21 protein-coding genes are annotated in these 19,787 nt (G+C 66.8%); 13 read left to right on the forward strand and 8 right to left on the reverse strand.

What is annotated here, in order from left to right; genetic code table 11:
• The first annotated feature begins 77 nt into the window (after positions 1 to 77).
• The 4 genes from nadA (at position 78) to fabB (ending at position 4,507) form a co-directional block, all read left to right on the forward strand.
• The gene (gene nadA, locus N800_RS12300) at positions 78 to 1,118 is read left to right on the forward strand and encodes a quinolinate synthase NadA (RefSeq protein ID WP_036139039.1); all 1,041 of its coding nucleotides are present in this window, start codon (positions 78 to 80) and stop codon (positions 1,116 to 1,118) included.
• A complete protein-coding gene (nadB, locus tag N800_RS12305) occupies positions 1,118 to 2,593 on the forward strand; it encodes an L-aspartate oxidase (protein ID WP_052108218.1) in 1,476 nt (491 codons plus the stop codon). Before nadA ends, nadB begins: the two co-directional genes overlap by 1 nt.
• A gap of 188 nt (positions 2,594 to 2,781) precedes the next feature.
• On the forward strand, positions 2,782 to 3,297 hold the full coding sequence (gene fabA / locus N800_RS12310; protein ID WP_036139041.1) for a 3-hydroxyacyl-[acyl-carrier-protein] dehydratase FabA: 516 nt from the start codon (positions 2,782 to 2,784) through the stop codon (positions 3,295 to 3,297).
• Position 3,298: 1 nt separating this feature from the next.
• On the forward strand, positions 3,299 to 4,507 hold the full coding sequence (gene fabB, locus N800_RS12315) for a beta-ketoacyl-ACP synthase I (RefSeq protein ID WP_036139045.1): 1,209 nt from the start codon (positions 3,299 to 3,301) through the stop codon (positions 4,505 to 4,507).
• A 4-nt stretch (positions 4,508 to 4,511) separates the two neighbouring features.
• Here the strand turns inward: fabB and N800_RS12320 are convergent, their stop codons facing one another.
• Positions 4,512 to 5,462 carry a U32 family peptidase gene (locus N800_RS12320; RefSeq protein WP_198032544.1) on the reverse strand — a complete coding sequence of 317 codons (951 nt, stop codon included), beginning with the start codon at positions 5,460 to 5,462 and terminating at the stop codon, positions 4,512 to 4,514.
• 27 nt (positions 5,463 to 5,489) lie between these two features.
• Positions 5,490 to 6,488 (reverse strand): ubiquinone anaerobic biosynthesis protein UbiU, encoded by a 999-nt coding sequence (gene ubiU / locus N800_RS12325; RefSeq protein WP_036139094.1) that lies wholly within the window; start codon positions 6,486 to 6,488, stop codon positions 5,490 to 5,492.
• Positions 6,489 to 6,670: 182 nt separating this feature from the next.
• Between ubiU and N800_RS12330 the strand changes: the two genes are divergently transcribed.
• The 5 genes from N800_RS12330 to N800_RS12350 all read left to right on the forward strand — a co-directional run bounded on the left by N800_RS12330 (position 6,671) and on the right by N800_RS12350 (position 10,394).
• Entirely contained in the window at positions 6,671 to 6,955 is a 285-nt protein-coding gene (locus N800_RS12330; protein ID WP_036139047.1) for a PepSY domain-containing protein, read from the forward strand.
• Between the two features lie 12 nt (positions 6,956 to 6,967).
• Complete coding sequence (locus tag N800_RS12335; protein ID WP_052108219.1) at positions 6,968 to 7,546, forward strand: cytochrome b/b6 domain-containing protein; 579 nt, start codon at positions 6,968 to 6,970, stop codon at positions 7,544 to 7,546.
• 131 nt (positions 7,547 to 7,677) lie between these two features.
• Entirely contained in the window at positions 7,678 to 8,382 is a 705-nt protein-coding gene (locus N800_RS12340; protein WP_052108220.1) for a response regulator transcription factor, read from the forward strand.
• Entirely contained in the window at positions 8,379 to 9,749 is a 1,371-nt protein-coding gene (locus N800_RS12345; RefSeq protein ID WP_036139049.1) for a sensor histidine kinase, read from the forward strand. Before N800_RS12340 ends, N800_RS12345 begins: the two co-directional genes overlap by 4 nt.
• Positions 9,750 to 9,833: 84 nt before the next feature.
• A complete protein-coding gene (locus N800_RS12350) occupies positions 9,834 to 10,394 on the forward strand; it encodes a DnrO protein (protein WP_156962990.1) in 561 nt (186 codons plus the stop codon).
• Between the two features lie 44 nt (positions 10,395 to 10,438).
• On the opposite strand, the gene N800_RS12355 is transcribed toward N800_RS12350, so the two are convergent.
• From N800_RS12355 to N800_RS12375, 5 genes are all read right to left on the reverse strand, one after another.
• Positions 10,439 to 11,902 (reverse strand): UbiD family decarboxylase, encoded by a 1,464-nt coding sequence (locus tag N800_RS12355; RefSeq protein WP_036139054.1) that lies wholly within the window; start codon positions 11,900 to 11,902, stop codon positions 10,439 to 10,441.
• The gene (locus N800_RS12360; protein WP_036139056.1) at positions 11,899 to 13,002 is read right to left on the reverse strand and encodes a PLP-dependent cysteine synthase family protein; all 1,104 of its coding nucleotides are present in this window, start codon (positions 13,000 to 13,002) and stop codon (positions 11,899 to 11,901) included. The genes N800_RS12355 and N800_RS12360 overlap by 4 nt, the downstream gene beginning before the upstream one ends.
• 38 nt (positions 13,003 to 13,040) lie before the next feature.
• Positions 13,041 to 14,990 carry a pyridoxal phosphate-dependent decarboxylase family protein gene (locus N800_RS12365; RefSeq protein WP_036139058.1) on the reverse strand — a complete coding sequence of 650 codons (1,950 nt, stop codon included), beginning with the start codon at positions 14,988 to 14,990 and terminating at the stop codon, positions 13,041 to 13,043.
• Positions 14,987 to 15,391, reverse strand: coding sequence for a SirB2 family protein (locus N800_RS12370; protein ID WP_036139061.1), 405 nt, complete (start codon positions 15,389 to 15,391; stop codon positions 14,987 to 14,989). Before N800_RS12370 ends, N800_RS12365 begins: the two co-directional genes overlap by 4 nt.
• 69 nt (positions 15,392 to 15,460) lie before the next feature.
• Positions 15,461 to 16,696 (reverse strand): NnrS family protein, encoded by a 1,236-nt coding sequence (locus tag N800_RS12375; RefSeq protein WP_036139063.1) that lies wholly within the window; start codon positions 16,694 to 16,696, stop codon positions 15,461 to 15,463.
• A gap of 275 nt (positions 16,697 to 16,971) precedes the next feature.
• Here N800_RS12375 and N800_RS12380 point away from each other — a divergent pair, with 275 nt between their 5' ends.
• The 3 genes from N800_RS12380 (at position 16,972) to N800_RS12390 (ending at position 18,781) form a co-directional block, all read left to right on the forward strand.
• Positions 16,972 to 17,778 (forward strand): abortive infection family protein, encoded by an 807-nt coding sequence (locus N800_RS12380; protein WP_036139065.1) that lies wholly within the window; start codon positions 16,972 to 16,974, stop codon positions 17,776 to 17,778.
• A 67-nt stretch (positions 17,779 to 17,845) separates the two neighbouring features.
• Positions 17,846 to 18,385: a hypothetical protein gene (locus tag N800_RS12385; RefSeq protein WP_036139068.1), complete on the forward strand. Its 540-nt coding sequence runs from the start codon at positions 17,846 to 17,848 to the stop codon at positions 18,383 to 18,385.
• 30 nt (positions 18,386 to 18,415) lie between these two features.
• Complete coding sequence (locus N800_RS12390; RefSeq protein WP_156962991.1) at positions 18,416 to 18,781, forward strand: hypothetical protein; 366 nt, start codon at positions 18,416 to 18,418, stop codon at positions 18,779 to 18,781.
• A gap of 57 nt (positions 18,782 to 18,838) precedes the next feature.
• On the opposite strand, the gene N800_RS12395 is transcribed toward N800_RS12390, so the two are convergent.
• Positions 18,839 to 19,021, reverse strand: coding sequence for a hypothetical protein (locus N800_RS12395; protein WP_036139072.1), 183 nt, complete (start codon positions 19,019 to 19,021; stop codon positions 18,839 to 18,841).
• A 476-nt stretch (positions 19,022 to 19,497) separates the two neighbouring features.
• Between N800_RS12395 and N800_RS16125 the strand changes: the two genes are divergently transcribed.
• Positions 19,498 to 19,787: AbiJ-NTD4 domain-containing protein (locus N800_RS16125; RefSeq protein WP_198032545.1), on the forward strand; the 290-nt coding region annotated here is incomplete at its 3' end.

Raw genomic sequence — 19,787 nt, forward strand, 5'->3', positions numbered from 1 at the left:
ACTTGAACGCACACCACGGCAACCCGGTGACGCATCGTCGCTGCGGTTGATCGCACTTGATGGATTCCCAGCACGCCATGTCCGACAACGCCCCAACCGCCGCCCGACCGCAATGGACCCCTGAACTGGCCGAGCAGTACACGGATCTCAGCGCCAAGCTCGAGCAACTGGTGCCGTGCCTGGAGGTGCCCCTGCACCTGCCGTGGATCGATGCCATCAACCGGCTCAAGCGCGAGCGCGGCGCCAAAATCATGGCCCACAGTTACCAGTCGCCCGAGATCTTCCACGGCGTGGCCGACGTAACCGGCGATTCGCTGGCGCTGGCGCAGGCGGCGGCCGACTGCGATGCCGACCTCATCGTGCTGTGCGGCGTCCACTTCATGGCCGAGAGCGCCAAGATCCTGGCGCCCGGCAAGACCGTGCTGATCCCCGACCTGGAGGCAGGCTGCTCGCTGGCCTCGTCGATCACCGCCGACGACGTGCGCGCGCTGCGTGTCCAGCACCCGGGCGTGCCCGTGGTCAGCTACGTCAACACGTCGGCCGCGGTGAAGGCCGAGTCCGACGCCTGCTGCACCTCCGCAAACGCCGTGCAGGTGGTGGACGCGGTGGCCACCGAGTTCGGCATGGGCAAGGTCATCTTCCTGCCCGATCGTTACCTCGGCGCATGGGTGGCCACGCAGACCGACGTGGAGCTGGTGCTGTGGCACGGCCAGTGTGAGGTGCACGAGAAGTTCACCGCAATGGAAGCCCGCCATACGCGCGAGCGCTTCGACGCGAAGATCGTGGCGCACCCGGAATGTCCGCCGGAGGTGTTGGCGGAGGCGGATTTCGTTGGCTCCACCAGCGCGATGGGCCAATGGTTGGCCAAGGAAAAACCGCAGCGGGTGGCCATGATCACGGAGTGCTCGATGGCCGACAACCTGCGCGATCGCTTCCCGCAGGTGGAGTTCATCAAGCCGTGCAACCTGTGCCCGCACATGAAGCGGATCACGTTGCAGAACATCCACGCGTGCCTGAGAGACCTGAAGCATGAAGTGCACGTGCCCGAGGATGTCGCCGTCCGTGCGCGCCGCGCGCTGGAGCGCATGTTGGCGGTGGGGCGCCGCGAACGCGTCTGATGGAAACCTCCGCGCCGATCATCGTGGTGGGCGGTGGTATCGCCGGCCTCGTCACCGCGTTGGCCGCCGCGCCCGCGCCCGTGCTGCTGTTGACGCGCAGCCCCGGCAGCAACGGCGCGGCCAGCACGTTGGCGCAGGGCGGTATTGCCGCCGCCATTGCGCCGGGTGACAGCACGGCTGCGCACGCGCATGACACCTGCGTGGCGGGCAGCCACCACAACGACGGGGCCATGGTCGAACTGCTGACCAGCGGTGCCGTCCAGGCGCTCGAATGGCTGCAGCAACGAGGTGTCGTATTCGATCGCGACAACAGCGGTGCATTGCTGCTGGGGCGGGAAGGTGGGCACGACCGCCCGCGCATCGTCCATGCAGGCGGCGACGCCACCGGCGCGCGGGTGATGGCGGCCCTGGTGGCAGCCGCGCGCACGGCGCCACACATCGAAAGGCAGGCGGGCGTCGACGTGGACGGCCTGATGCTGCGCAACGGCCATGTCTGTGGCGTGTGCGTCACTCGCGCCGATGGCAGCCAGTCCGCCGTGGAGGGCCGCGCGGTGGTGTTGGCCACCGGGGGTGTTGGCGGCTTGTTTGCACACACCAGTAATCCCGCCGATGCGGATGGCAGCGGTCTTGCGCTGGCCCTCGCCGCAGGTGCGGCCACGCGTGACCTCGAGTTCGTGCAGTTCCACCCCACGGCGCTGGCCATGCCGGGCGTGCACAGCCTGCCGCTCGTGACAGAGGCGCTGCGCGGTGCCGGCGCGCGCCTGCTGGACATGCACGGGCAACCGTTGATGGCCGGCGTGCACCCTTTGGGCGACCTCGCGCCCCGTGATGTCGTCGCGCGCCAGGTGTGGTCCGCCTGCGAGGCCGGCGGCGCATGGCTGGATGCGCGCCACGTCGGTGACGATTTCGAAAGCGCGTTTCCCACCGTGCTGGCGGCCTGCCTCGCACACGGCATCGATCCCCGCCTGCAGCCGATTCCCGTGACGCCTGCCGCGCACTTCCACATGGGCGGTATCGCTACCGATGCAGACGGACGCACGTCGCTGCCCGGCTTGTATGCGGTGGGCGAAGTGGCCTGCAACGGCGTGCATGGGGCCAACCGTCTGGCGAGCAATTCATTGCTGGAGGGCGTGGTGTTCGGACAGCGATTGGCCCAAGCGCTCCGTGATGCCGACAGCGCCCCGAGTGGTGGACGATCCTTCAAGTTCCTGCATCGCGGTCCCTCGCTCGACGTCGGGCCACTGAACCGGTTGCGTGGCCTGATGACCCAGGCGATGGGGCCGTTGCGTACGGGCGCGTTGTTGCAGGTCGCATTGCGCGACTGTGACGCCCTGGCACACGTCGGTTGGCAGGGGGCGTTGGCCCGCTCGGTGGTCGGGGCAGCGTTGCGCAGGCAGCGCAGTCTGGGCGCGCATTTTCGTGACGATGGCCCCACGGCCGGGCATGCGACCAAAGATGCGTGGCGCGCCGCCTGAACGGAACGCCGCCGGGCCGTGGAACGTGAGAGTCAATGCCGGCGCGGCCTGCAGCAGTACAGTTGTGCAGAAACTGGAAAAACAAGCGTTTGACCTACGCATCCGTACGGAAACTGGCCATTGACGCAGGTCAGTACGCCCTAGAAAGTTTGTCGCCAGAATCGCGTTTTTCCACGGTGAACTCCCCCATGACCAGACCGTCCTCGCTCGACCGCGAGCAGCTGCTTGCCTGTGCCCGCGGCGAGATGTTCGGACCCGGCAATGCGCGCCTGCCCGCGCCGCCGATGCTGATGTTCGACCGCATCACCCACATCGCCACCGAAGGCGGCCAGTACGGCAAGGGCGTGATCCGTGCCGAACTGGATATCAACCCGGACCTGTGGTTCTTCGAATGCCACTTCCTCGGCGATCCGGTCATGCCGGGCTGCCTGGGCCTGGATGCCATGTGGCAGCTCACCGGGTTCTACCTGCCGTGGCTGGGCGCCCCGGGCCGTGGCCGCGCGCTGGGTGTGGGTGAAGTGAAGTTCAGCGGCCAGGTGCTGCCCGACGCCAAGGTCGTGAGCTACGAGATCGACATCCGCCGCGTGATGCGCGGCAAGCTGGAGCTGGTGATCGCCGACGGTCGTACCCTGGTGGACGGCCGCGAGATCTATGTCGCGAAGGACCTGCGCGTGGGCCTGTTCTCCTCCACCGAGGGTTTCTGAAATGCGCCGTGTCGTCGTAACCGGACTGGGCATCGTCTCGTGCCTGGGCAATGACCTGGACAGCGTGTCGGCCTCGCTGCGCGAAGGGCGCGCGGGCATCACCTTCCAACCCGACTATGCCGAAATGGGGCTGCGCAGCCACGTTGCCGGCATCCCGCAGATCGACCTCGATGCCGAGATCGACCGCAAGCAGAAGCGTTTCATGGGCGATGCGGCGGCCTATGCCACCGTGTCCATGCGCGACGCCATCGCCAACGCCGGCCTCACGCCGGAGCAGGTGAGCCAGCTGCGCACGGGCGTGATCGCCGGTTCCGGTGGTGGTTCGCCGCAGTGGCAGATCGAAACGGCCGACCTCATGCGCAACCGCGGCGTCCGCAAGGTTGGCCCGTACATGGTGCCGCGCACGATGTGCTCCACCGTGTCGGCCGCGCTGGCCACCGCATTCGCCATCAAGGGCGTCAGCTATTCGCTGTCGGCCGCGTGCGCCACGTCAGCACACTGCATCGGCGCGGCTGCCGACATGATCCGCCACGGCGCGCAGGACATCATGTTCGCTGGCGGCGGCGAGGAAGTGCACTGGGGCATGACCTGCCAGTTCGACGCGATGGGCGCGCTGTCCACCTCGTTCAACGAGACGCCGGCCAATGCCTCGCGCCCCTACGACGCCGACCGCGATGGCTTCGTCATCGCCGGCGGTGGCGGCATGCTGGTACTGGAAGACTACGAGCACGCCAAGGCGCGCGGCGCGAAGATCTACGCCGAACTGCTGGGCTACGGCGTCACCTCCGATGGCGCCGACATGGTCGCTCCGTCGGGCGAGGGCGCGGTGCGCTGCATGCAGATGGCGATGGCCGGGCTCGACCGCCCCATCGATTACCTCAACACCCACGGCACTTCCACGCCGCTGGGCGACGTGACCGAGCTGGAAGCGGTGCGCAAGGTGTTTGGCGACGCCGTGCCGGCACTGTCGTCCACCAAGGCGCTGTCCGGCCACTCGCTGGGCGCCGCCTCGGTGCACGAGGCGATCTACTGCCTGCTGATGATGCGTGACGGCTTCATGGCCGGTTCGGCCAACATCAGCAACCTCGATGAGCGTGCCGCCGGTTACCCCATCGTGCGCGAGAGCCGCGAGACCCAGCTGGACACCGTGATGTCCAACAGCTTCGGCTTCGGCGGTACCAACGGTACCCTGGTGTTCGGCCGCGTCTGACGGCTCAGGCGGCGACCGGGCGCATGCCCGGTTCGCCGTGCCAATAACCGTTGCGATGGCCAATGCGTGGTGGCGGCGTCAGGCTGTCGCGCGCCAGGTTGAAGTGCCGCACCACCGCCTCCATGCCCTCGGCCTGCGGATACAGGCGCAGGATGTCCACCCCCAACGCGCGCAGGTCCGGCAGCTCCGGACCGAGATCGGTGATCTCCTCGCCCTGCACCTGGATGCCATTGATGCGCAGGAAGGCGCGCCCTTCGCGCGTGGCCAGCGGCAGCCCGTCCGGGTAGTCGATGCAGCGGAAGCCGCACTGGTCCTTGGCGATGTCCAGCGCGCGCGCGGTGAAGCAGCGTGCCGAATACGACAGCGGCAACCGCCCCCAGGCGATCACCTCCAGCTCAGGCATGGCGTGGCCGTCCTGCACGTACGCGTCCTTCAACTCGCGGATGAGCGCGTGGCCCTGTTCCACGCCCGGCACCCAGCGGCGCAGGCCATCCTCGGCCAGCATCGCCAGCGCGCGGTGGTTGTAGACGTTGAGTGCCGGCCCGGCGACGAATGGCGTGCCGCGCTCGCGGCACAACTGCACCGCCGACAGGTCGTTCGCCTCCACCCAGAAGCCGCCGTGTGAGACCAGCCGATTGAGCACGCCCAGCTCCGACTCGGCCTCGATCAGCGCCAGGGACGACAGCACGATCTGCTTGCCGGACGCCGCCAGTTCCTCGGCCAGCCCGATCCATTCGACGGTGCGCAGTTCGCGCCGCTTGCTGCACACGGTCTCACCCAGATAGACGATGTCCAGCGGCCACTGGATGGCCTCGCGGTAGAAGGCGAGGGTGCGCTCGCGCGGCCAGAAGTACTGCATCGGGCCGAGACTCAGCTTCACGCGGTTTGGCTGTTCGAGCGTCACCGGGAATTCGGGTGCAGTGGCGTAGGCCGGCGTGGCGACGGTGTCAGTCATGGCAAGTCCATTGGTGTTCGCGCGGGCTCAATGCCACGCGCGGTGATACGGGCCCAGCGTGGTCTGGTGGCCTTCGGCGTGGCGCGAGAGTTCGGCTTGCCACTCCGGCTGCAGTTGCCAGCGCGCTTCATCGGCAGCCAGGCGATCCAACGCCTTGCGCCACGTACGCGTGACCGATGTGACATAGGCCACGCCGCGTTGCCGGCCTTCTATCTTCAGCGCGACGACGCCCGCCTGTTTCAGGCGCGGCAGCAGTTCCATGGTGTTGAGGCTGGTCGGTTCTTCCAGCGCGTGGAAGATTTCGTTGCCGACGTCGAAGCGGCCCTTGCAGACCGTGGGGTAGCCCGCCGGCTCGTCCGGCTTGAATTCGTCGATCAGTACGTCGTTGAGCCGCACGCTACGGCTGCCGTCGCCGTGTTCGTCCCAGCGCACGAACTTTGCCGGTGAGCAGACGCCGTGCCGGTTGGGCGAAGCGCCGGTCACATAGCTGGACAGCTGGCAGCGCCCCTCCACCATGATGCACAGACTGCCGAACGCGAATACCTCGATCGCCACCGGCGAGTTCTGGCACAGCCGCTCCACCTGCTGGATGGACAGCACGCGCGGCAACACGGCGCGGCTGATGCCGAAGCGCTCGTAGGCATAGCGCAGCGCCGGTGCGGTGGTGGCCGAGCCCTGTACCGAGAGGTGGCGTGGCAGGCCCGGATGGGTGCGCGCCGCGTAATCCAGCACGCCCATCTCCGCCGCGATGATCGCATCGCAGCCCAGCGTGGCGGCCTTGTCCACCGCCGCATGCCAGTCCTTCAGCCGCGCACTGTCGGGGTACGTGTTGAGCGCCAGGTACACCTTGGCGTTCTTCGCGTGTGCGTAGCGGATGCCCGCGCGCAGCTCGTCGTCGCTGAAGTTGAGCCCGGGGAAGGCGCGCGCGTTGGTCTGGTCGCGGAAACCCGCGTAGACCGCGTTGGCACCGGCATCCACTGCGGCCTGCAGGGCCGGCAGGTTGCCGGCGGGACACACCAGTTGCATGCGGAGGTTCCAGCTTGGGAAGCCAGCATGGTCTTGCGCGGGGTCGGCGGCGTCATTGATTTGTGTCAATCGCGTGCACGGCAACTGAATGGACCGGAGGTCTTCGCCTGTCTTAAGCCGTCCATAAGGAGGTCGCGCTGGAATGCGTTCGTGGGCAGCCCGCCCGCTTCTGGAGAGACGACATGAAACCTGCTGTTGCCACGATTGTTCCCCTCATTGCCGTGGTGGCCGCGCTGGCGGCGCCCAGCGCCTTTGCCGGCCCCACGTGCACTACCGCCCCCCGCGACCAGTGGCTCCCCGAGAAGACCATGCAGGAACGCATCACCAAGGCTGGCTACACCATCGACAAGTTCAAGGTGTCCGGCTCCTGCTACGAGATCTACGGCAAGGACAAGGCTGGTCGCAAGGTCGAGATCTACTACGACCCGACCAACGGCCGCGTCATCAAAGAGCGCGACGACGACTGACGGAGGCCTGCGATGAACACCACCCTGCAACACGCGGTTGGCGAATCGGCCAGGAACACCGCGAAGACGGTCAAAGTGTGGGACCCGCTGGTGCGGCTGTTCCACTGGTCGCTGGCCGCGTGCATCTTCGGCGCGTTCCTGGTGGAGGAGGGCGACACCGCCCACCAGTGGCTGGGCTACACCGCGCTGGGGCTGATCGCCTTCCGCGTGTTGTGGGGCCTGGTGGGCACGCGGCACGCCCGCTTCAGCGACTGGGTGCGCGGCCCCCGTGCCGTCGCCACCTACCTGCGGGAGCGGCTGAGCGGCCGCTCGCAGCGCCGGCTGGGGCACAACCCCGCGGCGGCGGTGATGATCCTGCTGCTGATGGCCGGCGTCGCCGCGGTGGGCCTCACGGGCTGGATGCAGACGCTGGACGCGTACTGGGGCGCCGAGTGGCTGGAAGAGCTGCACGAGGCACTCGCGTACGGCCTGCTCGCCCTGATCGGCGTGCATGTGCTGGCCGCCATCGTCGAAAGCGTGCACTACCGCGACAACCTCATCGCTGCGATGGTGCACGGCCGCAAGCGGACGCTGGACGATGACGCCCACTGAAGTGCCGCGTTGCCGCCAGCCCGTAGCCACGCGCGCACTGCCTCCGCCCGTCCATCGAGGCGGGCGGAGGCCGGTGCCGCCAATTGCGCCAGATCAAGGCAGCCTGCCCTGCGCAGGCCTAGCGTGACCCCATGCGCCTGCTCCTCGCCGAAGACGATCCTGACCTGGGCCGCGCCCTGTCCGACGGCCTTCGCCACCTCGGTCACGCCGTCGACTGGGTGGAGGATGGCCTGCATGCCCTCCATGCCTTCGACGCCACGCCCTACGCGGCGGCCATCCTCGACTGGAACCTGCCGCGCATGAGCGGCGTCGACGTCATCGCGGCCCTCCGTCGCCGCGGCGATGGCACGCCGGTGCTGCTGTTGACCGCGCGCGATGCACTGGATGACCGCGTCACCGGCCTGGACTGCGGCGCCGACGATTACGTGGTCAAGCCGGTGCACCTGGACGAGCTGGCGGCCCGCGTGCGTGCGTTGCTGCGCCGCTCGGGCGGCGATGCGGTGCCGGTGCAGCGGGTGGGTGCGCTGGAACTGGATCCGGCCGTGCGCAGCGCCCGGCTGGACGGCCACCCGCTGGAACTTTCACCGCGCGAATACGCCCTGCTTGAATCACTGGCCACGCACCCCGGTCGTGCCCTGTCGCGCGCACAGCTGGAAGAGGCGGTGTACGGCTGGGGTGAGGAAGTGGCCAGCAACGCCATCGAAGTCCACATCCACCACCTGCGGCGCAAACTGGGGCCCGGCTGGGTGCGCACGCTGCGTGGCGTGGGCTACGCGCTGTTCCCGCCCAATGGCACCACCGGTAACGACACGGCCGACGAGTCGGAGATGCCATGAAACGCCCCTCGCTGCAGCGTCGCCTGTCGTGGTTCGTAGGCCTGCCGGTGGTGGCGCTGTGGCTGGGCGCGGGCCTGTGGCTGGCGCAGGGAGCCCGCCACGAAACCACCGAGATGTTCGACCGCGAACTGGAGCGCACCGCCGCCAGCGTGCTCGCGGTCACCGCCTCGATGCCCGACCTGACACTGGCGCAGCGCGTCGAGCTCGAAGCCACCGAACACGAGGACGACGAAGGCCCGCGTCCTGAAATCATGGTGCGCGACCGCCAGGGCCGCGTGCTGCTGGACGCCTCCACGCTGCCGCCACTGCGTGCGGACGGCGGTGACGCGCATTTCCACACCCTGCGCCACGCCGGTGAAACCTGGCGCGTGTACCAGCGCTGGGACAACGCACAACGGCACTGGATCCAGGTGGCCGCGCCGCTGCACGACCGCGACGAACTGCTTTCGGCGCTGGTGCAGGGCACGCTGATGCCCTTGGTCGCACTGCTGGTACTGCTGCCGGTGGCCACGTGGTTGGGCCTGCGCGGTGGGTTGGCGCCGCTGCGTGCCGTTTCCCGCGCCATCGACGCGCAGCCCGCCCGGCCACCCACGCTGACCCGCGACGACGTGCCCGGCGAACTGCTGCAACTCACCCGCGCGCTGGATGGCCTGGTCGGCACACTGGACGCCGCGCTGGCGCGTGAACGCCGTTTCACCGCCGACGCCGCACACGAACTGCGCCACCCGCTGTCGGTCCTCCAACTGGAGCTGGATCTGGCGGGCAGCGCCAGCGATGACGCCGCGCGCGCGCAACACCTGCAGCGTGCGCGCGATGGCCTGCAGCGCATGGAACGGCTGGTGACGCAGCTGTTGACCCTGGCGCGCGTGGAGTCGTTGGAGGCTGTCCCCGACGCCGCCGTGTTGCCCCTGGCCGAATTGGTGCGCAACGCGGTGGCCGAGGCCAGCGAGCGGGCCATCCCGCGTGGCGTGGTGCTGTCGCTGGACGCCTCGTCCGCGCCGATGGTGCAGGGCAGTGCCGGCCTGCTGGGCATCGCCATCAACAACCTGCTGGACAACGCCATCGCCCACGGCCGCGCGCCTGGCCACGTGGATGTGGGCCTGCATGTGGGCGATGGCTACGCGGACGTGGTGGTCGACGACGATGGCCCCGGCATCCCCGATGAGCAGGCCGCGCGCGTGGGCGAGCGTTTCCTGCGCAGTGCCGGCAGCGGCAGCGGATTGGGCCTGTCCATCGTGCACGCCGTCGCAACCTTGCATGGCGGCGCGTTGGACATCAGCCGCTCCCCGCGGGCCGGCGCGCGCCTCGTATTGCGGCTGCCATTGCAGTCGTCGCAGAACCGGGTCCCGCCAATGCGACCACGTTGACTTGGGTCATGGCCCGCACCGACCGGTGCGTGACATGTTGATCACAGGCAGGGCAACAAGCCCACCCGAATCTGGAGGTTCACCATGTTGTCTCCTCTCCGCTTCAACCACGCCCGGGTCGCGGCACTCGGCATGGCCATCGCGGTTGCACTGGCCGCGGGCCCGGCGTTGGCCGCACCCGCCGTTCAGGACGGCCACGCCGGCCATGCGCAGTACCACGCGCAGGCCACCCCCGCGCAGCCGGCCGACGCGCACGCCCAGCACGGTCACGACACGGCAGCCACGCCGGTGCCACCCACCGGCCAGCGCTGGGCCACCGACGCCCCATTGCAGGACGGCATGGGCCGCATCCGCCAAGCCGTCACCATGCTGGAGCATCTGGAGATGGGCCATGTCGATCCCAAGCAGGCCCCGGCACTCGCCGACCAGATCCAGGGCGCGGTCAACGACATGATCGCCAACTGCAAGCTGGCGCCCGATGCGGATGCCGCGCTGCATGGCCTGCTGGTGAAGTTCATTGCCGGCGCCGACGCCGTGCGTACCGGTCCGGTCACGCTGGACGAGCTCAAGCCAATGCAGGACGCGCTGGCGCAATACCCGACGCAGTTCGACGACCCCACGTGGGACGTCAACCCTGAGGACTGAGCGGGTAGGGGCGGGCCGCACTGGGTGCTGCGGCCCGCCCCGATCTAACTCACCGCAGCCCAGAGCGCATCAACCCGCTTCTCCACCGCCGCATCCAGCTGGATCGGCTTGCTCCACGTGCGCGTGGTCTCACCCGGCCACTTGTTGGTGGCATCCAGTCCCAGCTTCGAGCCCAGGTTGGGCACCGGGCTGGAGAAATCCAGGTAATCGATCGGCGTCTTGTCGATCAGCACACTGTCGCGCGCCGGGTCCACGCGCGTGGACACCGCCCAGATCACCTGCGACCAGTCGCGCACGTCGATGTCGTCATCAGTGACGATCACGAACTTGGTGTACGTGAACTGCCGCAGGTACGACCAGATGCCCATCATGATCCGGCGCGCATGCCCGGGGTACTGCTTGCGGATGCTGACCACCGCGATGCGGTACGAGCACGCTTCCGGTGGCAGGTAGAAGTCCACGATCTCCGGGAACACCTTGCGCAGGATCGGCACGAACACGTCGTTCAGCGCCATCGCCATCACCGACGGTTCGTCGTGCGGCGCGCGGCCCATGTAGCTGCCCTGGTAGATCGCGTCGCGGCGCAGGTGCATCCGGGTGATGGTCATCACCGGGAAGTGGTCCTGCGCGTTGTAGTAGCCGGTGTGGTCGCCGAAGGGGCCTTCCAGCGCGGTGTCGTCCGGCGCGATGCAGCCTTCCAGCAGGATCTCGCAGCCGGCGGGTGCATCCAGGCCGGTGGCCGCGCTATGCCACACCCGCGTGCGCTCGCCGCGCAGCAGGCCGGCGAATTCGTATTCGGACAGCGTATCCGGCACCGGTGCCACCGCGGCCAGCGTGGTCGCGGGGTCGGCACCGATGGCCACCAGCAGCGGAAAGGGCTTGCCCGGATGCGCGGTCTTCCAGTCGGCAAAGTCCAGCGCGCCGCCACGGTGCGGCAGCCAGCGCATGATGATGCGGTTGGGGGCGATGACCTGCTGGCGGTAGATCGCCACGTTCTGGCGCTTCTGCCGCGTGCCGCGCGTGATCACCAGTCCCAGCGTGATCAGTCGCGCCGCGTCCTCCGGCCAGCAGCGCTGGATGGGCAGCCGCGACAGGTCGATGTCGTCGCCTTCCAGTGTTTCGTACTGGAACGCCGCCTCGCGCACCCGCTGCGGCGCCACGTGCGCCAGTTGCGCTAGCTCGGGCCAGGTGCCCAGCGCCTCGCGCAGGCTCGACGGCCAGCGCGGCTCCTTGATCGAGGCCAGCAGTTCGCCCAGCTCGCGCAGGCTGGCCAGCGGTCGCCCGGCCAGCGCCGCCTCGATGCGGTCGCGGTGGCCGAACAGGTTGCCCAGGTACGCGTGTTGCGCGCCCATCGGCTGCTCCATCAGCAGCGCCGGGCCGCCGGCCTTCAGCGCGCGCAGGCTCAGCGAGGTGGTTTCCAGTTCCGGATTGACCGGCTCGCTGACGCGGCGCAGGCGCCCCGTGCGTTCCAGGGCGCCGAGGAAGCCGCGCAGGTCGTGGAAACTCATGAAGTGGCGCCCGGCGCGTTCAACGTGCCCGTGGCCAATGCCTCACCCAGCGCCTGCTGCCACGGCCCGATGTCGACGCCACGCGCCGCGCGCCACGCCGGATCGAACAACGTCTGCTGATAGCGCGTGCCCCGGTCGCACAGCAGGCTGACGATGCTGCCGCGCTCGCCGCGCGCACGCATGTCGCTGGCCAGCTGCAGGCAGGCAACGAAGTTGGTGCCCGACGAGCCCCCGTAGCGCACGCCCAGCACCTCCTCCAGCAGCAGTGCCGCCGCAATCGAGCCGGCATCCGCCACCTCGATCACCTCGTCCACCACGTCAAACAGAAAGCCCGGCTCCACCTTCGGCCGGCCGATACCTTCAATCAGCGTCGGCTGGCTGGCCACCGCATTGCGGTCACGCGTACGCCAGCCGTGCACGTAGCTGCTGCCGGTGGGCTCGGCCACGCACAGGCGCGTGTCCAGCCGCCGGTAGCGCAGGTAGCGGCCAATCGTGGCCGACGTGCCACCCGTGCCCACGCCGCACACGATCCACGTCGGCTCCGGCTGCGGCTCGCGGCGCAACTGGCCGATGATCGACTCGGCGATGTTGTTGTTGCCGCGCCAGTCGGTGGCGCGCTCGGCCAGCCCGAACTGGTCCAGGTGGCACGCACCGTTGGCCGCATGTTCGGCCGCGCGCGCGTGCACCTGCGCCGGGTCGTCCACCAGGTCGCATTGCCCGCCCAGCGCCTGCACGTCGCGGATCTTCTGTGGCGCGGTGCACGCCGGCATCACCGCGATGAACGGCAAGCCCAACAGCCGCGCAAACCACGCCTCGGAAATCGCGGTGCTGCCCGACGAGGCATCCACCACCGTCTGCCCCGGATGCAGCCGCCCGTTGCACAGCGCGTACAGGTACAGCGAGCGCCCCAGCCGGTGCTTCAGGCTGCCCGTGGGGTGGCTGGCCTCGTCCTTGAAGTAGAACGCGATGTCCGGGAAGCCCGGAAAGTCCAGCCGCAACAGGTGCGTGTCCGCCGAGCGCGTCGCCTCCTGTTCCAACAGCGCCAGCGCATTGCGTACCCACGCGCGGTCGTCGGCGGGTGCAGGGTGTGTGCGGTCCATGGGCTGCGTCACTCCGTCCGGCATGTCGGTACCCGTCCTCAGCCCTTCGCCAGCAACGCCCGCAGGCGCGCCGCCAGGTGGTCGAAGTACAGGTCGATGTAGCTGATGCCGTTCTCGCGGTCGATCAGGTACGGGTTCATCAGCGTGTGGCGCAGGATCATCAGCTTGTCGCCGCCTTCGCCATCCAGCGTGGCCACGTCCAGCCCCAGCGCGTCGAGGATGCGATGCGTCTCTTCCTCGCCCAGCGCCTCCGGCCGCAGCGTGGTCACCGAGCCGAAGAACTGCTTGTTCTGCAGCGGCTGGCGCGGATCGCAGCGCAGCTCGTCATGCACGCGCCGCACGAAGGCATTGGCCGCCGCCACGTCGCGGTTGCCTGCCGGGTTCAGCGCGAAGCACACCAGGTTGCTGTCCGGCGGGAACGGCACCACCGCCCGCACCACGCCCGCCATCTCCTCTGCAAAGCGCAGCGCGCGCGCATGGAATGCCTCGGCCGAGCGGATGGTCTGCGCCGGCAGCAGGCCGAAGTGCGCGTGATCCAGCGGCAGCACCTTGTGCGTCACGTATACCCCGGCCACCGCAGCACCGGACTTCGAACCTTCGGGGATGAACTGCCCGAGGCTGCGGTAGCGGCCGAGATAATCCTTGGGCGCATCGCCGTGGAAGACGTAATCGGCTTCCTCCGACAACAGCGCCACCGCGCGGTGATCGCGGCAGATGAAAGCGCCCGCGCCATAGGGCAGGTAGCCCAGCTTGTGCGGGTCAACGGTGACCGAGTCGGTGTCGCCCAGCGCGGCGACCGCCGCATACACATCGGGCGAGGGGAACGCAGTGAAGCCCGATGCCACCTCATCGCGCGTGCGCAGGCTGCCGTCCTCGTTGCGGAACAGCGTGGCCAGGTAGCCGCCCCACGCCGCATCCACGTGCACGCCAAATCCCAGGCCGCGCGCGGCAAAGCGCTCGCGCGCCGCCACCACGCCGTCGATCGGGTCCACGGTGCCGTACTCGGTGGTGCCCATCACGGCCACCGCCAGCAGTACCGGCTGCTGCTCGCGCAGGCAGCGCTCCAGCGTTTCCTCCAGCGCATCGGTGTCCACGCGCATGCCGCGCTCGGGCAGCAGTTCCAACTGTGCGCGGCCCAGGCCCAGCAGCTTGCAGCCCTTGCTCCACGAGTAATGCGCGGTGATCGGCGCCAGCACCTTGGGCACCTGTAGCGTGGGGTGGGCGGCGAAGAAGTCCGCCAGCCCGCGCTGTTCGATGCGCTCCTCGCGCACGCGCGCCTGCCACAGCCTGCGGTCGGCCGGCGACGCCTGCGCCAGCCACTGCTGCCACTGCTCCACCAGCAAAGTGGACTCGCGCGGCGCCAGGTTGAACGCGCCCCACGCATCCTCCGGCAGCACGATGTCCGGCACGCCCGCCGCCTGCAACGCCACCGGGAACGCCTTCAGCGCCAGCGCCAGCCGCAGCGCCTGGTAGTTGGCCACCGTGCCACCCGAGGTCAGGTGGCCGAAGGCGCAGTCCGGCCGCGCCGGGTCATGCACGTAGCCCAGCATGCGCGCCAGCTGCAGGCCCACCTGCACCTCCAGCTCCACCGTCACCGGCGCCGCATCCTCGGACACGTTGTTGGGGTTGTAGGGCAGGGTCAGGATCTGCGCCGCCAGCCCCGGCAGCAGCAGGTCGCTGGCCATGTGGCCGATGTAGCGCGGGCTGTGGAACGGCACCGACTTCTTCAGCGCCGCCGACAGTTGGTGCAACTCGCGGCGCATGCGCGCCTCGAACGCCAGGTACTCCGGGTGCTGCGCCGCCGCCGTGGAGATCGCCGGCGGGTCTTCCGGGTGGAAGTTGCGGCGCCAGTACACGTGGTCGCGCAGGAACTCCACCACCAGCTTCTCCAGCAGGGTGTCGTTCTCGCCGTAGGGGCCCAGGAAGCAGGCGTCGACGGTGTGGCGGCCGTCGCTGGCCGCCTCGGGCGCTTTCAGTTGCGCGTTCATGACAGCACCTGCTGCAGCCAGCCCAGCGGATGGTGCGCGCGGGCGATGGTGTACATCGTGCCGTAGGTGGCCAGCGCGCCCAGGTAGAAAACGACGCGGCCGCCCAGGGTGCGAGCACGCGTCAAAGCGAAAACACCGAGCACGATGTAGGCCACCAGCAGGATGACCTTCACCGTCAGCCAGCCGTTGGCGAACATGCCCGTGCCATGCAGGACGGTCAGCAGCATCAGCGCCGCCGTCAGCAGTGCCGTGTCGATGGTGTAGCTGGCCCACTTCACCGGCAGCGACAACGGCCAGCGCATGCCGGCCAACACAAACGCGCCGCGCAGCGCGAACAACGCACCGCTCAGCATCACCAGCCCCACGTGGGCGGCCTTGATCTGCGGATAGAACTCGATCATGGAAACGTCAGTCCCTTCATCAATCCGTGCCGGCGCGTCCCGCCGGCGAGCCCTTGCTCTCCAGCGCCCTTAGCCCGGCCTGCCGTCGGCGCGCGGCGCCAGGTAGATGCGGCCGATGCGCGCCACCCACGGCACGAAGGCCAGCAGCCAGCCCACCGCCGCCGCGGCCTGCCACGCCGGGCCGTCGGGCATGACCTCGGCGAACACGCGCACCACCGCCACCGCCTGGATGGCCCAGAACGCGTACCAGGCCACCCCCGGCATCACCATCGGCCGACCGGAATGGCCCTGTGTGACCCGCGTGACCATGGCGATCAGCACGCTGCCGAAGAAGCCGATGAACAACGCATGCGCCGGCGCCCGGCCCAGCATGTACACACCCGTGAGCAGGTAACCGATGCTCTGCGTGGCATACAGCGCCACCGCCACCGGCAACCACGCCAGGCCAATGAACAGCACCGACAGGATCCGCGGCGCCTCGCCGCGCGGCCACCAGCGCCACAGCGCCAGCACAAACAGCCCCAGCAGCGGCACGTCCGCTACCCACAGCCAGCCGTAGGCGTGCACCAGCTCCAGCGCCAGGTGCAGCATCAGCAGCGGCCACGCCACCGCCAGCAGCCACAACGGCCGCCATGCCACGTAGCCCTTGACCACGTTGCCGGCAAAGAACGGGAACATGCGGTGCGCCACCGTGAAGTACACCGGCAACAGCAGCCCGAACGTGCCCATCTTGATGCTGACGAAGGCCCACATGGGCGACGCGCCCAGCATGAAGCCCAGCCACGCCAGCATGCCCACGAAGCCCAGCACCAACCCCGCGAACGCCGAACGCGCATGCCACGTGGTGCCGCGCTCACGCCACAGCAGCGGCCCCAGCGTGGCCAGCCCGGCGGCCCAGCCGCCCAGCGTCAGCCACAGGCCCACGGTGATGCCCACCTCCCAGCCCATGACACCCAGCAGCGTGGCCAGCTGCCCGCCAAACAGCCCCAGGCCCACCGGCGGGAAGCGCCAGCGCTCGAAGTCCGGCTGGCCCATCCACTTGGGGAAGGTGGTCAGCAGGAAGCCGAAGATGAAGCTGGGCAGCATCTGGTACTGCATGACGAAGGCATGCATCCAGCCCGCGTACGGCTGCGGCTGGTGCATGGGCAGCAACGCCGGCCAGCGCGTGCCGACCAGCCACAGCGCCCACCACAGCATGGCCAGCAGCAGGTTGCTGGACCCGATGAAGAACATCAGCCGATGGGGCGCCCAGACCAGCGCCTTGGGCGACAGGGAGGAGAGGGCGGGGGCGGGGTGGGTGTCCATGGGCCCAAGTTTGGGCGCGGGGGAGGGGGGGTGCCTTGATGTGGGTCAGATTGGGGTGGGGGTGGCGCGTGCTATCGGACCGTTCCACGGGGATAGCCGGATATCGCTGCACTTCGTCGGGATGGCATGGCTGGGGGCAGCGGTCGCACAGACGAGCGTTGAAGGTAATGTGCTGATCTGCAGAGCAATTTTCGCGTTGACCCGAGAAAGGGTCGCGCCAACCATCCGGTGAGATCACCCCAAACAGGAGGCCAAATTGTGTTGGCCATTGCTCTATGCGTCAGTTGATTCCCGCAGCAGTTCTCGCCCTCACAGCTGAGCTCAGTTCGGAGCGCGAGACGCACGCCACCTTGGACAGTCTGTTCACCTATGCCGGGGCCCCTGGGGATCCGCCCGAGGGGAGCAAGCATGCGAAAGCCTTGGCTTGGCTGCGCCGCGCGAATGGCGATTCGGCGAATCCGCTGAACGTTCTGGGCCGCATCCTCGAAGGCTACATGGAGCAGGTGCTAGACCCGAACGACCGCTGGGACAAAGAAAAGATTGCTCAACGAGACAAGCTCGCTCGAGCCTTGGCGGACTCGAACCTCCAATACGTCAAAGGTGGCAGGGTGGTTGGTGCAATGGGAACTCCAACCCGCACCCTGTCCGAGTTCATTCGTGAAGGCGATTTGGAGTCAATTGATCAGGAGTTTCAACGTGCGGTCCAGAACGCAGCCACCTCTCCGCGAGAAGCGGTGTCAGCTGCAAGCAATATTCTTGAGTCGGTGTGCAAGGTCGTGATCGCCGAAGAGGGCTTGCCAATGCCCTCCAAGCAGGACCTCCAATCTGTGTGGGGAGTGGTCCGTAAGCACCTTGGTATCGACCCAAGCAAGGTCGAGGAGCAAGATCTTCAGCAGATTCTCACAGGCCTGATCGCTGTCGTGCATGGCATCGGGTCGCTGCGCACCCATGCGAGCTCGGCACACGGAGCAGGCAAAGCGCCATACCGTTTGGAACCACGTCACGCACGGTTGGCCATCCATGCCGCGCATACTCTTGCGCTCTTCGTGCTGGAGTCTTGGCGTAAACGGGGCAATGGCTAACAATTCATCAAAGCCGACGCCACTTCGTGGCGCGGCTTTACTCAGCTGTTAGAACTCGGAGTCAGGCATGTCGCAAGCAGTTAACGGGGAGCTCCTTCGCAAGGTCGCCACTGCTGGCGAGATGGATGGGCAGGAGTTGATTGGCCACGTTACGCGCAAGAGCGGGACCTACGCTGACTTCTACGGCTTGGCTGCAATGATCCAATCGGGATTCATCGCGACAAACACCGAGCCCGGAATGCCTTTTGGGCGGACAACACGGGAGAGCGCAGCGCTTCTCTACCAACTTGGCCTTAAGCCAGGAGAGTCATTTCTATACGGCGAGGTGCCTTGGGAAGCATGGGGTGCTGGCCCCGTGACGTTCTTTATCACTGGCGCTGGTGTGCTAAAGGTGGAAGAGCTTGACTCAAAGAGATCGGCAAAGCGCCAGAAGCGTATGGACTACTTCGTTTCCGCCATAGTCGCCATTCTCGCTGCAGCGCTTTCAAGTACTGCGACCCACCTCTATGCGCAGTACCGGGAAACGTCCGGCAAGCAGGGCTCACCAATAGCTCAGCCGAGTCCTAACAATTCATTCAACGGGAAGCCGCTTTGCGGCTCCCCTTGATTCAGATGTTAGAGCCCCATGAGGGACCGCATGGAATCTGATGATCTAAAAGAAATTCGTGACCTCTTTGAGCAGGCGGAGCGTGAGGAAGATCTTGATGTCAAGCTGGCGGCACTCCGGGATGCAATTAGCACTTTTGCCTCTTTCACTGCGGACAGTTCATCTGACGCTGGCGACGTTGCTATAGCAAAAAATCTACACGACACCTACCTTCGCCGAATAACAAAGCAGATCACGTCTGCCAAAAAGATGAATAGTTCGACGTTCTACGGCTATCTCAGTTTGTTGCTCTTTAAGCCCAACTTTCACACTAAGCAACTTCTCTCAAATGATCCCGATATGTCGGACGCATACGCCAAGTTATGGGAGCGATATCAAGGTTTCGTTCGTCTCTGAATGATGAACCCACCAGCTCGCTGGATAAGTTCACGCAAGCGGGCTCTAACAATTCGTTCAAGCTAAAGCCGCTTTACGGCTCGGCTTAATCAAGGCGTTAGGTTGCACAGGCACATCATGGAAACCAATGAAGAACACGACATCATCCTTGGCGAAATCGTTGAAGATATGCATTGCTGGCCACAGCATCAGGAGACTACCCTTCACAGGGTCGATCTCCTGGCCGTGCGGCCAAATCATTCCGGAATGCTATCTCAAGCAGTAGTGCTACTTCACAGCACAGATAGTCAAAAAGGAACGCGGTGGACCTTAATTAGGCTGCACAAGCGACAACTCCCATACTTCAAGCGGAAAATATGGTTCTATCTGATTATTCCAGATGGCACGATATCTCCATACGAGGACTACCGAGATGAACCTTCAGCAGCGGAGATCGAAGAGTTCATCCAAGAATATCCTGGCTCAACTTTTGCAGCCAACATACACTGGACCAAGGTACAAAGAGCAGAAGAGTAGCGGGAAAATGAATTGACTTTTGACCGGCGGCGTTGCTCCAGTAGCGGTGTTGCGGGAGGCAGCCAACCTCACTTGGGGAGCGGCATTGGTATTGGCCTACTCCTCGCCCGTAGCTAACCGGTGTGGGCTCCAACAATTCATTCAAGCCGAAGCCGCTTCGCGGCTCGGCTTAATTCAGGTGTTAGCTGGCAGGGGGATCAATGTCATTTTCGCAGCGCATGGGCATCAAACCCATCAGAGACGCGATCCAGCTCGAGGATATAGACGATTCCCTTAGAAGTGCTCTTTGGGACTGCCTGCACGTCTGTATTTGGTCAAAATTCGAGAATCGAGTCGACTTCAGGACCGTCAAACACTCGAACCTAAAAGAGCTCGTCTATCAACTCTGGCACAGATTCTTCCACTTGCCGATTGACTCCTCTCCTTCGTTGATGCGGGAGGCGATTGGGTACGTGCGCAAGCACGGGTTCACCCCCGTTTTCACGGACAC

It is taken from the genome of Lysobacter daejeonensis GH1-9 (genome assembly GCF_000768355.1).
In the GTDB taxonomy this organism is placed as follows: domain Bacteria; phylum Pseudomonadota; class Gammaproteobacteria; order Xanthomonadales; family Xanthomonadaceae; genus Aerolutibacter; species Aerolutibacter daejeonensis.